The following is a 16,621-nucleotide window of genomic DNA, read 5'->3' on the forward strand; positions in this document are numbered from 1 at the left end:
TTTCATTTAAATTCTCAGATTAACAATAAGGCATTAAAAAACAAGCTGAATACCGCCAGAGATTGTTCGCATTGCCGGATAGCGAAAATAGGTCGCCCCATTCACCGTCTGTTCTGGATCCATTCCTTGATGACCATAAAATGTCAATAGATTTTCGGCAGTTGCAAAGACACGAAGTTTTTCTACACCTATCCGCTTCAATAAATCCGAAGGTAATCTATAGCCCAAACTCACATTTTTAAGGCGTGCATAAGTGCCACTGTAAAGAAAACGTGTGGACGAAGAAGTCCAATTCAAGTTATCGGTTGTCAATTTAGGCACATCGGTCTGCGTATGCTCAGGCGTCCAGCGCTCGAGGATCTCCTTGGACCAAGCACGTCCCGGATTATTACCGTTATGCATAAGCTGAATATAATCGTTATCTAATATCTGTCCACCCAAACTAAAACTCAACAAAGCAGACAAATCAAAATTTTTGTAGGTGAAACTGTTTTGAACCCCACCGACAAGATCTGGCAATGAAGTCCCGGCAATAAAATTACCAGCCTTACTGTATTCCGAAGTTTTTTCACCTGTTTTATTACCGTCCTTATCAGCGGTATACCATTGCGGCAGACCGTTATCTGGATTTACTCCAGCCCATTCCGGCAGATAAAAATCATAGATACTTCCGCCTACACGCAAAAGCTTATTCCCCGTAATGATCGGTTTGTTATCTTTTGGCAAAGCTGTAATCTTGTTTTTGTAATGCGAAAGATTGACGTCTAAATTCCATTTAAAATTTTCATTTCGAACCGGTACAGTACGAATATCCACGTCGATACCGGTATTTTTCAGCGCTCCAATATTTGCATCATAGCCCGTATAGCCTGTTGAATAAGCCATCGGCATGGTGAACAGCAAATCCTTACTCCGACGGTTAAAGTACTCCACACTCAATGAAACCCGGTTTTCAAATGCAGATACATCGACACCTACGTTCAAATTGAGGTTCGACTCCCATTTTAGATCTGGTGTAGCCAACCTACCGGTATACGTTCCGCCTTTACCCAAACTATTTGCAATGGTATAAAGTCCTTTATAAGCATAATAGGTACCTAAATTATCGTTTCCTTGTCCACCATAACTTGCTCTTACCGTCAGCTGATCAATCGTTGTGTTATCCTTCAAAAATTCTTCCTGTTTCAGCTTCCAAGATCCACCCACAGACCAGAATGTTCCCCAACGTTTTGCTGGCGAAAAGCGCGACGAACCATCAGTACGTAACGAAGTCGATAAATAATATTTGTTATCATAATTATACTCCGCTCTTCCCAAGAAACTCAATAGCCTATACCCAGCACTTGATCCCGTGAAGTTATTGAGTTGTGATGCCGCAGCAGGTTCATCAAAGTAAGGGAGCACAAATTGCTGTCTGCTACCGTTGATATTGCTACTATTAAAATCATAGTATTCCTGACCGGCCAATACATTGAGGTAATGTAAGCCAAACTGCTTCTCATAAGTCAATAAATTGTTCCAGGTCTGCGCTACGGTACGCACATTTGAACGATAAACATACCCGCCCGTATTCACACCGTCTCCCAACAAAGGATTGGTATAGTCGTGTGTATTCCCGTTGATATAATCAACATTATATGTCGACTTAAATTTTAAATTTTTGGAAAACAACACTTCCAGATAAGTCCGGGCAGATAGATTTTCCCGACGGATATCATTTCTGTCCAAAGGAAGAGAAGCAGCTAGATTATTACGTGGTGTTGCACCACTTGGACGATATTCTCCAAAATCGTAAATCTTATTTCCGGCTCCATCAAGCACATATGAACCATCTGCATTGCGCTCATAGTATGGATAAAAAGATGGTACCAGTCTCGTAAAATTTATAATGTTTGCCGTATTGCTGTCCTCAGACTGCGGATATTTTTGTTGTGTACTGCTACCACCTATATTGAGACCGACATTTAACCAGGATTTCACTTTGCTGTCAAGATTTGCGCGCAGGTTGTACCTTTTAAATCCAGATTCAATCGCTATCCCCTGATCGTTCAGATAACCACCCGAAATATAATAGGTGCTTTTGGCACTACCACCACTAAACCCTAGATCTGCTTGTGTACGCACTCCAGTACGTTGCAATACGTCGGTCCATGGATCATCCCATAGTGTCTTAGCTCCGGCAACCAACTTACCATCTACTCCGACCGGCTGCGGGTATTGACTGCCATACGGATTGATATTTAAATCTGTCAATACGGTCTTACTTGCGTTGGACGCCGCTTGCTCTGCTGTAAGGCCATTTGACAGGTTTTTGTTTCTCAAAGCTTCCCAATAGAGCTGAAAATATTCATCGGTCGATACCTGGTCATAGTCACGAACTGCACGGGTTGAATAGCCCTGTGTAAAATTGAGATTAATCTTGGTGTTGTCGGAAGACACACCAGACTTAGTAGTAATAATAATCACACCATTCGCCCCTCTGGATCCGTAAAGTGCACTTGATGCTGCATCTTTTAAAACAGAGATAGACTGAATGTCATTCGGATTGATGGAGTTAATATCCCCGGCATAAGGACTACCATCCAACACGATCAGAGGTGAACTGGAGGCATTAATGGAGCCGATACCCCTAATACGGATGGCTGCTTCAGTACCTGGCTGTCCCGAGGAAGCTACGGACTGTAAGCCCGGTACCTGTCCCTCCAGGGCCTTCGTAATATTTGATACCTGTCTATTTTCAATAGCTTTGCTGCTCACCGTACTGACCGACCCCGTTATGTTTGTACGTTTGGCAGTACCGTAAGCCACCACCACCACTTCTTCCAGATCTGTACTGGAGGGTTTCAAGGACAATGTTAAGTTTGTACTTGTTGCTTTTAGCTGTTGAGATTCATAACCTACAAAAGAAAATTCCAATACAGGTAATACGTCACCTGTGACATTGATTGTAAACTCTCCTTTTGAATTCGTTAAGGTTCCTTGATTTTGCCCCGAAATGCGAACATTTACTCCAGGAAGTAGGTGACCGGTTTTGGCATCAACAACTTTTCCTTGTATAGCCCGCTGCTGAGCATACAACCTGTTCATATTGACACCTGATAATGCTATCGCAGCAATAGGAATGTATTTAAGTTTTGCGTACATCGTAAGAATGCTTTACTAAATAAGTTAAGTGTGATTAAATACAAAAAACACAGTGGCTCCTTGCATTCCAATAAAATCTACTGAATAAGTAGTTTTTATTGGAACGCAAATATATAACAAAATCTATTGAATTAATAGATTTTGTTTCGCTAAAACACAAAACACTATAAATAAAGTACTTAAAATTAAAAACTAAGCTTATAAAAGTCATTTAGTAAGCTAACTTACTATTATTGATCAAGCCATTTTTGAAACTTCGGAGATCGTTCCTCACTAACAATGACTACAATTCCCGCTGGAGTTGAGGGCATTAACGCTAATTTGATTCTATTTCGACTAATTTTTAACATGGATTGAATCGCATCTATTCGAACAAGAAATTTACGATTGATCTGGAAAAAAACTGTTGGATCTACCTGTGTAGCGAGATGAGTGATGGTATCTTCAATAATATATGCAATTCCAGATCCTTTTTCTACAGCATACAACTCTTTGTCTTCTGCCATAAAATAAGCAATATCAGCAATGGCCAGCGACTTTAAAAAATTACCATATTTCACTAAAAAACGCTGTTTGAGCCGAGGTTCTACTTTAGGTAGTAGCGGTTCGATACGTTTCATGACCTCAGTCAACTCGTCGCTGTCGAAAGGTTTTAACAAATAGGCATACCCTCTATTTTGGAAGGCCTCCAAGGCATATTGTTCGTAAGCCGTCGTAAAAATAAGCGGCACATCGATAGATACCTGCTTAAAAATTTCAAAGCTCAGCCCATCCATCAGGTGGATATCCATAAAAATCAGATCGAATTGATTTCTATTGATTGTCACCACCGCTTCCTGAACCTCTTTTGCATTGGTAAAGGTCAGTTCACTTTCTCCATAGCGCGCAGTCAACATCTCCTTTAAGCCTACAAAAGCCCAGTCTTCGTCTTCGACAATCAGTATTTTCCATCCCATGGGTTGAATGTAATAAAAAATCCATTTCCTAAAAAGAAAATGGATTAATATATATAGGATTTAAAAAAATAGATTATTTCAACAGATCGGGATTATTATTGATTGCTTCCTGTGGATAACGTATCACATAACGAGGATCGTTCTGCTGCAGTGTTACCGTTCTGCCGAAACTACTGTGTGTGATCGCCGGTCTTGTCGTCCGTTTTAGATCATACCACCGTAATCCCTCTAGCGCCAGTTCACGCTTGCGTTCCAGCAGAACCGCATCTAGTAATTGCTCCTTTGACAAACCTGCGTCAGCCTTAGTTTCTTTGGCATAGGCATCTGCGGTAAATCTGTTTTTCTTTAAAGCAGACAGATATTTTAATGCTTCTGCTGTATTTCCCAGACGAACATAACATTCGGCCAACGTCAAATAAAGATCAGCATTTCTAAAACTCACATTAAAACGGTTGTCCCCACCTTTGAGGGATACATAATCGCCCCCACTTTTTTGGAAGTAACGACCTTTTCTCAAATCGCCTGCAGAATAACTGTCTAACAAGGCCGGTGAAATAAAGGAACTTGTACGTACTCCAGGAACAGATACTTTTTCCAAAGCCATAATCATCTCCGCTGATTCAAAATCATTCGGAAGTAGGCTTCCAGCAGCATTGAGATCAACCAATTTGTCATTTATAACCAAAGCTTTTTTAGCGGCATCAATTGCTTCTTGCCACTCACCGCGATATAAATGAACGCGTGAGGCCATGGCAAAAGCAGCGCGTTTGCTAAAGCGATAATTAACACCTTTTGCCTGATCATCCACAGTCAGTAAAGCTGTCCCTTTTCCCATATCAGCCAGGATCTGCGCATAAGACTCTCCAATGGTCGCAGGTACAAAACGTTGTTCCAGGTCAATCTTTGTCGATAAAGGAACGCCCCGAAGCCCTGCATTACTCGCCGAATAGACCTCGCTGTAGAGATTTAATAACTCAAAATGAGCATAAGCACGCATCAGATAAGCTTCTCCTTTGATTTGGTCCACTGCTGCATTGCTAGCCAACTTTTCATCGATTGTACTAATGACCTGATTGGTATAAAAAATACTACTATAAAATGTCAGATAGGGATAAGCAATTGTTGTCGGATCAGGATTTTGATCGTTCCAAAGATAAATATCTTTGGTTCTAGCGGCATCAGTCGAACTTTCATCCAACAATAGCTCATCTGTCCGCAAGGACAAATAGGACTTATGTGCAGGAAAGTTTGCATAACTGCTTGTCATTAAACCTCTAAAATCACTTTCCGAAGTAGGGATAACCGTCCCTACCGGTTTTATATCTAAATATTTATCGCAGGAATTCAATGCACTGGCTGCCATGATCATTCCAAAATAAACTATCTTTTTCATGTTATAAATCAATTAAAAGAATTAAAAACTCGCTGACAGACCGAAGGCAAAAGACTTGCTGATCGGTTGTGCATAATAATTACCGTAAGTTTCAGGATCAAAATATCCGTCATAATTTGCTCCAAAGACAAATAGGTTACGTCCTTCTACATTCACGCGTAAATTGCTTGTACCAATTTTTTTACTTAATGCAGCAGGGAGTGTATAACCTAAACGAATGCTATTGATGCGGACATAGCTCATTTTCTTTGCCCAGATATCATAGAGATTGAATGATTTAATTGGATCATTGCTTTCCAACCAAGCATAGGCCATCCAGCGATCATTGAATTCAGAACTTATGCTTCCCAAAGCAGGCATATTACCACCCTCTTGCAGTGCCTTCAAAAGATCTGTTGTATAATTCTGACCACGGTCTACCAGAGCCGGATTATAAGTCGGTGTACGGCTTACCCAACGCTCCAAATTAAACACAGCAGAAATTGCGAGATCAAAATTAGCATAACGGAAACGGTTGGTCATTCCGCCGATAAACTTCGGATCTTTACTACCCTTGTATTTAAATTTAGAACGGTATTCTGCAGCGGTCATATCGGTTTGCGAAATATAACCTGGCAAAAACTCCGCCCATGGATCATATAATCCAAAAAACTGTTCAAAGCTCGAAACGGATCCATCCTGATTTCTGAACTGCATCACCCCATCTTTATCCAAACCAGCCGTTTCCAATACGTATAGGCCATTAATTGGACGCCCTTCCTGTGTTTCAAGCGCATAGGCTTTTGGATCAGCGAGTACTTTTAATAATTTATTACTATTGTGTGCAATATTAAAGTCCGTTGACCAGGAGAATTTATCCGTTTGGATCTGACGGCTTGATATCGTCAATTCCACGCCTTGGTTTCTTGCTGAGGCCCAATTAACTTTTACGTTTTGGAAACCGTTTTCCAAAGGTATTGCACTATAATCGATTAAGTCGGTACTCTTTCTGTTATAATAATCAACCGTAATATTTAATCTGTTTTTCCATAGGCCTAAATCAATCCCAGCATTATAAGATTGGGTCTTTTCCCAGCGAAGTTTATCATTAGCAGGCATCTCAACAAATACAGTTCCTTCATTATTTCCTGGCAACATGGTAATGTTATTATAAAAACCAACAATAAAAGGATAAGTATTGCGATCAATATTTCCTTGCGTACCGTAAGACGCGCGCACTCGGAGATCAGACAAAGCGGTTTTTCCTTTAATAAACTCTTCCTCTAGCACATTCCATGATCCCGAAACAGACCAAATCGGTAGAAAACGATATTTGGGATCAACACCAAACATATTAGAACCATCTTGTCGAATACTTGCATATACATTGTATTTCCGATCAAAAGTATAGGTCGCATTCCCATAGAACGAGGCATATGAGCTTTCTACAAATCCTTTTTTATACTGTACAAACCTTGAGTCATTTTGGTAGTTGCTATTTGGAAAAACAAGTGTTTGCGTCGTCAATGTTGCCGGATTGTACCCGAATCCCTTCGTTGTTACGATTTCACTCTTGCTCCGTCTCAGTTCCGTTCCTCCCATCAATTCCAGCTCATGGCGATCGTTCCAGGTTTTGTTGTACTTTAAATAAGTTTTCCAATTGTATTGGAAAACGCTATTATTGGAATTTTCTATTGTCCCACCAGTAGGCAAAAAATACTTATTTGTCTTGCTGGCGGCATCGTAGTAGCGGGTCGCAGCACGCAATTTTCGGGTGTTATAACTTTCCTGATCTGCAAATTTTTCAGTTTTATTTTCATCAAATTGCAAACCAAGCTCTGTTCTCAGGGATAACTGTGGTAAAATAGCGTATTCCAAATAACTGATTGCTTTCAGTGCTTTATTTGTTAACGTGTATTTGGTATTATCACGCTCTTCAATTGCGTTAAATGGGATATAAGTATCTCTTTCAAAGCCCTCGATATCTGGATCATAGTTAAATTTCCCAGATTGATCATAAACTGAAAGATATGGATTAACCGAACGCACATAATAACTTGGGTTCGTGAAAGCATCACGATCCTGAATCGGATTTTGTCTATTCGAAACTGATCCTAATATATTAATACCAGCTTTAAACCGATCGTTGATTGTAAAATCGTTATTTAATGTCAATGAATAACGACGAAGATCTACCGCTTTTGTAGCACCTTTTTCATCGTACAAACCTGTTGACAAATAATAGCGATGCCCATCATTACCGCCTGAAATAGACGCGGAATACTGTTGATTGACCGCCTGACGGTATAATTCATTCCCCCAATTCGTTTGTTGCGTGCGCAATTGACTGATCGACTGCTGTACTTCCGGTGATAAAGCTGCTAAACCACCGGTGCGATAAGCATCCAATGCATTTGCTTTATTTAGTATCCGCATAACAGCGCCCTTATCCGTACGATAATTGAGATCCGTACGATTGGCCATCAATAACTCAAAATTCACTTTTTCATTAGCATCCATCAGATTGAGTTTACCGAAATCCGGACGTTGCGTCACAAAGGTATTTGCTGACACCTGCAATTTTGCGGGACCAGATTTACCTCTTTTTGTGGTAATCACAATGACCCCATTTGCGGCCCGGGCACCATAAATTGAAGTCGCCGCAGCATCTTTTAAAACGGTAATATCGGCGATATCATCGGGATTGATGCCTGCAATAGGAAGATTTGTCAAGCTATTAAGATCATCTTTCTCTATTCGGTTTGGCATTGCCGTACCTTCAATCGGCAGTCCGTCAATCACCCATAAGGGATCTTGTGTGCCATTGAGTGATACAGTACCACGAATACGGATCTGTGGAGCACTATTGGGGCCGCCATTAAAATTGCTCAACTGCAAACCTGCCACCTGACCAGCAAGCATTTCATCGATCGATGCAACCCCCGTCTGTTTGATGTCCGCTACATTGATTTTATTGTAAGCCGTCGTATTCTTACGTTTTTTGATATCCGTATAACCTGTTACGATCACTTCATCCAAGGACTCACCACTTGGCTGAAGCAAGATTGTTTTATGATCCTGAAATACCGGCACCTGAATACGCTGGTACCCGACATAGCTAATCGTTACATATTTTAAATTACTAGGCACTTTTAAGCGAAATTCACCAGCGGCATCGGTCAATGAACCCAATGCCGACTGCTGCACCTGATTAGGTACACCGATATCTTCTGCTACTGCCGAACTTTCAACGACAACCGTCGCCCCCACGACCGGTTTTAACGTGACCGCATCCAAAACCTTTCCTTTCAGTTCCCTGGATTCCTGCGCATGCGCAACGTGCACACACATGAAGGTCAACGGTATTAAAAACTTATTCATTTTGGTAGATGTTAATATATTAGTTTAATTCTAAGGTATTTGCAATACGTAGTAAAAGATCCATGTAATGCGATTTTGTAGTCGCGTCACCTGTCCGCTGCTTTTGTTTCAACAACTGGTAAATCTCATATAGTTCAGCACGTTTATAGGTCAACATATCGGAAGTACGTATCATGCCAGTGACATGTACATTCCGAAGTCCCGTTTGTGAAGAGGATGCATGTTGCGGATGTAAACATAGATCAGGTTGTGTCGCTTCAACTAGCTGCTCAATGCCTGCCAGTTTCTTCGCATTTAATTTCTCCATGGATTTGTTTGTAGATACCATCAGAACATCCACATAGTTTTGTTGTAGCATCCGTGTTTTAAGATCCAACGATTGTCCACTGATGGTTTTAGCAAAGATCGTCTGACGTACAGAAGTTAGAAACTCAGGTGCACTCCATGCTTTTCTACTTCCAAAAAGATTTTCCATCTCAACCATACGCAGCAAACGTTCATCGTTGACCAGTTTATACAACATGGCATACTGAAATTCACGTTGTAAGTTATAAGGAGCATACTCAAATGGTCCTATTGGTGAATCTTTCAATGGAAAAGTTTTTGCCATCAGCTCTGGGACGAACAACCACTCAGGCATGTAAAAGACATTCTTCTTGAGGTATTCCAAAGCACGTACTTGTTTGTCTTTTGGTACTGGACTATAGGCATCTTTTTGATCGCCCAAAACAGCATTCTCCAGGTATATACCCCCAATATTATTTAAGACATGGTCAGCATACGCGTACCATTGTCCGACTACACCCATATATAATTTACCGGCACGGTAGTAATCATCACCTACATTAGTGGTCCAGTTGATAATATTAGGCATCATACGACGCAGATTCAGCATGCCATATTCACCAGCTTTCATCGCGTCGTCACCAAGATCTTCCGATTGAGCCCGCGGATCAACGATATTTTTAGAATCTTGCTGTTCACCGTAATGGTAAATAGGATCATGTACATGGCTGTCAATTTCCTTTCTCAACAAAGGAATTTCATCCCAAGGTTGCGTTTTGCCATACCAACGGTAAGCCCAGCCAATGGCATACTTGTCGTAAGCACCGATCACGGGAGTAATCTGTTCCACACCATCTTCGGGTTGTGCCACATAATTGAAACGAGCGTAATCCATAATTGAAGGAGCAGTCCCCCCCATTTTGGTGGTGAAGCTTTTACTACGCAATGAATCAACAGGAAAACTTGCCGAGGAGCCCATGTTATGCATAAGACCCAAGGTATGGCCAATTTCATGGGAAGAAACAAAGCGAATGGCATGTGCCATTTTTTCATCCGAAAACACATTGGATCGTACCGATGTATCTACTATACCTGTTTGTATACGCATCCAGCTATTTAAAATCGTCATGACGTTGTGCCACCAGATCACATCGGCTTCAAGGATCTCCCCCGAGCGCGGATCGACCACTGAAGGTCCCATGGCATTAGCCTGAGCAGATGCTGCATAAACAATAGAGGAAATATTCGCATCATCGGGATCAAATTTGACACTATCCGGCTGTTGTTTGGCCAGAATTGCATTTTTGAAACCAGCAGCTTCAAAGGCAACCTGCCAATCATGAACTCCATCGATGATCGCTTGTCGCCACTGTTTTGGTGTCGCCGGATCTAAATAAAAGACAATCGGTTTCTTTGGTTCGACCAACTCCCCTTTCAGATACCGCGCTTTATCTTCGTCACGCGGTTCTAAACGCCAGCGATTGACTAGATTTTTCTTATCCAGTTCCTGTTGTTTATCATTAAAATACCAACGTGGTGAAGTAAAGAAACCTACTCTTGGATCTGCAAACCGCGCAACCATAGGATTTTCAGGCAATTCGTAAAGGTTACTTGTAATTTCTAAAGAAACCGGTACAGATTCATTACCTTCAGTGACCTTGGTAGAGAATACAGACTTCACAACGATATTATTCGCATAGGATTTAATGTCTTCAACGGTAGATATACTCGTTTTAGGTGAAGTTCCCAAACCCAAAGACGTAAACACATCCGTAAAGCTTTTTTCTGAACCGTCAAATACTTTATTGACTTTGATCACCACGGCACTTGAATCCTTTGAATAGTTTTCAATCTTAAAAGATTCAATATAAGAAGGACGATAATTATCATATACCGAAGCGGCTATTGCGTCACCCTTAGGTACTTCGACCTGCGGTTTAATCTCCGAAACCCACACTTCTTTTTTCTCTTTACGATGGGTAAAACGAATGACCTTATTTTCATAATTCATCCCTTTGTTTACCCCAGCCTCATTCAAGGCCAACGGTACAGAAGATAGCTTTTGGATCAACAATATATCTTGCCCCATCTTTTTCAATGGAATTTCAAAGTAGTAGTTGTTTTCTTTACGGATCACAGTAAACATTCCGCTATCCACACGCGCATCTTTCAACAATTTGTCGTATGCAGCTGTAGTATCTTTCTTGGCTGTAGAATCTTTGGCAGAAGTAACCGTCTCTTTTTTTCTTAAACCTACTGTTTGCAATATAGAACAAGATTGCATTAGACCCGCCGAAAATAAAAGACCAATGGCTAGCTTAGTATAAGTGTTTTTCATCAAATAATTATTTTTGAGCTCGCTTTCAAAGGCATAAATGAGCTCGTGGCATTCTATTTGTTTTTCACTGGTGACGACGTAACATCAACCGAAAATCCATTGTTGATCCTAAGCCTATTCTAGCTTCGGATTTTGAATCAGAAAGTAATTGCATCTATTCCATGGAGGTCAATCATAAGTTGCACTTTATAAAGACCTTGGCATTTTATGGGATAAGATTAGGCTAATCACAAACTAAAACCGCTGGATTAAGAGCCAAATTTGTTAAAAATATTGTACAGAATAATACATAAAGAGATGAACACGCAATTCAGAGCGATGAACACGCACTATAAAAACATGAATACGTAGACATCTTCAATTTCATTATTCATATACAGCATTATGCGATTGGTAATCGCACAATAAATTGCCCCGACTCTAACCCGAAATGAAAACCTGCCATGGCATAGTAACTATAGATGGATGACAAATAATTGAGCCCGTACCCCTCACCTTCAAGCTCCGCTCCCTGTCTGGGCTGCCAGTTGTTGCTAACCTCCAGCAGGTTGGTTTCGGGTATATAGATTAAAAGAATAGTAAGCGGATTCTCTTTCGAAATGCGTGTATGCTTTATCGCATTCTCGATCAGCATTTGCAAACCCAAACGTGGAATTTTCTGTTCTAATAATTCTCTTGGAATATTTATATCCATATCCTGCAATGCCGCGCCGAACCGCACCTGCTGCAAAAAGAAATAGGCTTTGGCCAATTCCAGTTCCTCCCTTAGCGTAGACCATTCTGCCTCATCTGTACGCAACATTTTACGATAAACCTTGGTCATCTTTCCAATAAAAGACTTGGCCAGTTCATCGTCTTTTCCGATCAGGTACTGAAGCGACCCAAATGTATTGAATAGAAAATGTGGATTGATCTGTTGTCGCAATTGTACTAGACGCATCTGCGTATATTCATTTTTCTGCTTCAAAGCAAGCAATTTCAATTGTTGAATCTTGCGTCGCTCCATAACATTGAAATAGATCAATACCATCGCCACCAACATTAACCCCACACCGAGCAAGATACTATAGGTCAACAATTCCTGGATTTCTTCTTCGATACTCAACAAGAGAACATACACCTTGATTTCACCACCAACAAACAGAATGTTACAGGGATAGGAATTAACCATCACGTCCAGCTGCAGAAAATCTGACTGGACAATTTGCCCCTGTTTTGACACAGCGGCAGTATTTCTCTTTCCCCATTTTCGATTATCTGGAGAATATACACAGATGCCGCGGTCATCATAGATCTCAAAATAAGCCCGCCTTCCGAAATTGAGCTTCGAAAAATAAGCATTCAGCCTTTCGATATCCATATAGATATGATATAGCCGATGATTTATTGTTCGTGTCCGTAACAATGTTAGCATCCTATGGCTCATATAATCAGGTTGGCCTACCGGGATAATGACCAATAAGGAATCACCACTTTCCTTTGGATCAAACGTGGGTTGTTCCAATATTTTTTTCTCAGAAAGGTACAGATCCTGCTGTAGCAATTCCAATTGCTTTTTGACAAGAAACATATTCTCATCCGCAAAATCGATCAATATTCTTTTCTTAAGACGATCAACTTTATGATGGATAACACCGAGCAATCCCCCTCCTACCAGCAGCAGCAACAACAAACAGACAATCAGGATAATACTATTTTTCTGTTCGGCATTTTTAAATCGAAATTTCACGGCGCAAAAATACATCAAAATTTTCAAAGCTTTAGCAAACAAGTTCATAAGAAAGGCTCTAACCCAGCCTTTTGTCAATGAAAAACGACATAATCCAAGCTCTTTTCAAAATAAATGCATCATATAACTGAGATTAATAATAATTTTCTGACTTTTGTAACCACAAAAAATTACAAAGTGTCAAAAGCTACATTTATAAAGGTTGTGAAACGTATCGCTATCGTTTTTGCAAGCATCATAGTCTTACTCGTTATCAGCATATTATCCATCCCTTATATATTCGAAAATGAAGTCAATAGCAAGGTCAAATCACTGGTAAACGAACATATCAAGGGCGAGTTAAACTACGCTAAAGTGAGATTAACCTTCTTTGACCAGTTTCCACTGCTGACAGCGTCGATGGATGATGTCTTATTAAAAGGTGCCGAACCTTTTAAGAACGATACACTACTTGCCGCAAAGAAAGTAAGTTTTGGTGTGGATTTGATGAGCCTGCTCAAATCCAAAATTGTCATCGATAAATTTATCGTGAACAGCGGAAAGATCAACATTCTGGTTGACTCCCTGGGTAATGCCAATTACAATATTTATAAATCTAGCCCCGCTGATTCCACAAAAACACAAGACAATTCCGAAAGCAGTGCTTTAGCCTTCCAACTGATTAAACTGGAAAAAACCAATCTACATTACGAAGACCGCTCTATTCCGCTTAAGATAGAAGCAAAGGATTTGGAATATGAAGGCAAGGGGGATCTCATGTCAAATATATTTGACTTAAATACACGGGCAAAAATTGCATCTTTCTCCTTCTCTTTTGACAACGAACTATATGTGGACCGAAAATCAATTGATGCCAATTTACTTACACGGATCAATACCAACAACTTGTCATTCGTATTTGAACGAAACGATATCAAGATTAACCAGCTACCGGTTCGATTCAGAGGGCTCCTGTCATTTATATCCCATGGATATCACCTTGATTTTAAATTGAAATCTCAGGAAAGTACCCTGGCCGAATTACTTTCATTAGTCCCAAATAGCTACGCTTCTTGGATCAAGGACCTCACCGTGAAAGGTACATCTGAGGTTTTTGTTAATCTAGAAGGTGATTATATTGTCGACAACAACAAAATGCCTAATCTTTCACTTGGGCTCATGGTCAACAATGGCTTTCTTGCTTATAAACAATCCACCAATCCGCTAACAGACTGGAACGCAAAATTACGGATAGACTTGCCGGCACTGAATCCGGACTCACTACAAATTGATCTTAAACAATTTGACTTTAAAGTTGCTTCAGGCTTTTTCAATGCTCAGGGTAAAATAGCTGGACTACACCCTGTAACCGTGCATGCCAACATAAAAAGTGATCTTAATCTCGATAAACTCCATGCCTCGCTACAGTTTCCCGATTTTTCTTTCGGTGGGAAATGGAATCTTGACGCGAAAATCGACGGCACATACGCCAAAGCTATTCGTAAGGTAGGACTTCAAAAACGCGAACAGGAATACGTCGCATCCATTCCTACTTTTGATATCAAAAATACACTCGTAGATGGTAAATTCAAATTGGCTAAGCTCCCACAGGGATTGGACAAAATTGCTTATCGCCTGGAAGCAAAGGATCCCGATGGCCAGTTAAAAAGTGCATCAATAGCAATCCATGACATTTCTGTTCAGGCACTTAACAACTATATAAAAGGATTTATTTCAATAACAGATTTTAATAAAATTGCAGTCAATTCGGATTTAAAGGCATCATTTAATTTAGCAGATATCAAAAATTTCTACCCAATTAAACAAGTCGAATTGGCGGGATTGGTGGATGTCAACCTCATAGCAAAAGGTTATGTGGATCTCAAACGAAACATTTTTCCCGAAACCAATACGTCTATCGTGATGAAGAATGGATTAATCAAGTCAAATGATTATCCTATCCCGATGGAAAATATTCAGGTCGAAGCTTTTGTCAATAGCGAAAAAGGTTCACTTCGAGATCTGAATGTCAAAATCCTACCGGTATCATTTACATTTGCGGGTGAACCTTTTTTCTTGAATGCAGACCTCAAGAACTTCAATAACATCAAATACAACATACAGTCCAAGGGTAAGCTCAATCTCGGCCCTATTTATAAACTCTTTGCATTGGATGGTACCAATGTCGATGGCTTTATCTATACGGATTTTAGTTTAAAAGGCTTACAGAGCGATGCCACCAATGGTCATTATAACCGACTTCAAAATAGCGGTCGGTTAAATATTGGGAATATCCAGGTTCAGTCCGACATGCTTCCACAGCCTATTGCAATTCGAAGTGGAAACTTCAGTTTTAATCAGGAGAAAATGAATTTCGATAAATTCCTGGTTGCCTATGCTAAGAATGATATTTCTATCAAAGGATATCTCAACAATATTATTAATTATGCAACAAGTAGTCAAGCACCGTTAAAAGGTCAATTTACACTCAGCAGCAAGAAAATCAATGTGGATGATTTCGTGGTTTTCGGATCACCATCTTCCTCGACAGCTGCAGGCACGTCCGAAAGCGGTGTGGTTCTTCTCCCCAAAAATTTGGACGTTCAGGTCTTAGGGCTTGTCAACGCCATATCATATAACAAAATGAATATCAAAGATTTCAAAGGAGACCTACAGGTAAAAGAAGGTAAGATGACACTTAATAAGACAAACTTCGAACTTGCGGGACTGAAAGTAGATATGAACGGAAGTTATCGTCCCATAAATCCACGTAGAGCAAGTTTTGATTATGCGGTGAAAGCCGACAGCTTTGATATTCAACGCGCTTACAAAGAGATACCGATGTTCAGGGAAATGGTTAGCTCTGCCAAAAATGCTTATGGTCTTGTTTCATTGGATTACAAATTGGGAGGCCTATTGAATGGCAATATGCAACCAGTAATGCCTTCTATCGTCGGCGAGGGATCCTTAACGCTAAATCAGATTAAGTTCAGAGGCTTCAAACTACTCAATGGAATTAGTCAATCTACTTCCAAAGAAAAATTGAAGGATGGCGAAGTAAAAAAAGTTGTTATTAAATCCCATATCAAAAATAATGTGATGACCATCGAACGCACGAAAATGAAAATGATGGGATTCAGGCCTCGCTTTGAAGGCCAAGTAACCTTAGACGGACGGATGAACCTGGGTTTTAGACTGGGCTTACCTCCTTTTGGAATCTTTGGGATACCTATGCGAATTACGGGCACTCCAGATAACTTTCATTTAAAAATGGGAAAATACAAAGAAGAGGATCTCGACATGGACATGGATGACGAGGACAGTAAAGTATATAAAGAATCTCAAAAAGTGCAAGAAACACAGGCTAAGTAAACGCGTAATTAGTTTTAGTAAATTCAGTCGACACAATAGTGCTGAATTAAAAACGTTATTAAGTT

The 16,621-nt window shown here is 40.2% G+C and carries 7 protein-coding genes; 1 reads left to right on the forward strand and 6 read right to left on the reverse strand.

Annotated features, from left to right (window positions below):
• Positions 1-33 precede the first annotated feature (33 nt).
• The 6 genes from B4N43_RS19735 to B4N43_RS19760 all read right to left on the reverse strand — a co-directional run bounded on the left by B4N43_RS19735 (position 34) and on the right by B4N43_RS19760 (position 13,253).
• Positions 34-3,144 (reverse strand): SusC/RagA family TonB-linked outer membrane protein, encoded by a 3,111-nt coding sequence (locus B4N43_RS19735; RefSeq protein WP_286735948.1) that lies wholly within the window; start codon positions 3,142-3,144, stop codon positions 34-36.
• A gap of 230 nt (positions 3,145-3,374) precedes the next feature.
• Entirely contained in the window at positions 3,375-4,100 is a 726-nt protein-coding gene (locus B4N43_RS19740; RefSeq protein ID WP_286735950.1) for a LytR/AlgR family response regulator transcription factor, read from the reverse strand.
• A gap of 73 nt (positions 4,101-4,173) precedes the next feature.
• The gene (locus B4N43_RS19745) at positions 4,174-5,493 is read right to left on the reverse strand and encodes a RagB/SusD family nutrient uptake outer membrane protein (RefSeq protein ID WP_075991238.1); all 1,320 of its coding nucleotides are present in this window, start codon (positions 5,491-5,493) and stop codon (positions 4,174-4,176) included.
• A gap of 21 nt (positions 5,494-5,514) precedes the next feature.
• Complete coding sequence (locus B4N43_RS19750; RefSeq protein WP_075991237.1) at positions 5,515-8,853, reverse strand: SusC/RagA family TonB-linked outer membrane protein; 3,339 nt, start codon at positions 8,851-8,853, stop codon at positions 5,515-5,517.
• Between the two features lie 19 nt (positions 8,854-8,872).
• Positions 8,873-11,476 (reverse strand): zinc-dependent metalloprotease, encoded by a 2,604-nt coding sequence (locus B4N43_RS19755; RefSeq protein WP_286735951.1) that lies wholly within the window; start codon positions 11,474-11,476, stop codon positions 8,873-8,875.
• A gap of 382 nt (positions 11,477-11,858) precedes the next feature.
• Positions 11,859-13,253 carry a sensor histidine kinase gene (locus tag B4N43_RS19760; RefSeq protein WP_286735952.1) on the reverse strand — a complete coding sequence of 465 codons (1,395 nt, stop codon included), beginning with the start codon at positions 13,251-13,253 and terminating at the stop codon, positions 11,859-11,861.
• Between the two features lie 66 nt (positions 13,254-13,319).
• Between B4N43_RS19760 and B4N43_RS19765 the strand changes: the two genes are divergently transcribed.
• The gene (locus B4N43_RS19765) at positions 13,320-16,556 is read left to right on the forward strand and encodes an AsmA-like C-terminal region-containing protein (RefSeq protein ID WP_286735953.1); all 3,237 of its coding nucleotides are present in this window, start codon (positions 13,320-13,322) and stop codon (positions 16,554-16,556) included.
• The last annotated feature ends 65 nt before the right edge of the window (positions 16,557-16,621 follow it).

It is taken from the genome of Sphingobacterium sp. UBA1897 (genome assembly GCF_002337775.1).
Classification (GTDB): Bacteria; Bacteroidota; Bacteroidia; order Sphingobacteriales; family Sphingobacteriaceae; genus Sphingobacterium; species Sphingobacterium siyangense.

Coding starts and splice junctions, on each gene's coding strand:
- B4N43_RS19735 (WP_286735948.1), bottom strand. CDS start 3,144: ATGTACGCAAAACTTAAATACATTCCTATTGCTGCGATAGCATTATCA.
- B4N43_RS19740 (WP_286735950.1), bottom strand. CDS start 4,100: ATGGGATGGAAAATACTGATTGTCGAAGACGAAGACTGGGCTTTTGTA.
- B4N43_RS19745 (WP_075991238.1), bottom strand. CDS start 5,493: ATGAAAAAGATAGTTTATTTTGGAATGATCATGGCAGCCAGTGCATTG.
- B4N43_RS19750 (WP_075991237.1), bottom strand. CDS start 8,853: ATGAATAAGTTTTTAATACCGTTGACCTTCATGTGTGTGCACGTTGCG.
- B4N43_RS19755 (WP_286735951.1), bottom strand. CDS start 11,476: ATGAAAAACACTTATACTAAGCTAGCCATTGGTCTTTTATTTTCGGCG.
- B4N43_RS19760 (WP_286735952.1), bottom strand. CDS start 13,253: ATGAACTTGTTTGCTAAAGCTTTGAAAATTTTGATGTATTTTTGCGCC.
- B4N43_RS19765 (WP_286735953.1), top strand. CDS start 13,320: ATGCATCATATAACTGAGATTAATAATAATTTTCTGACTTTTGTAACC.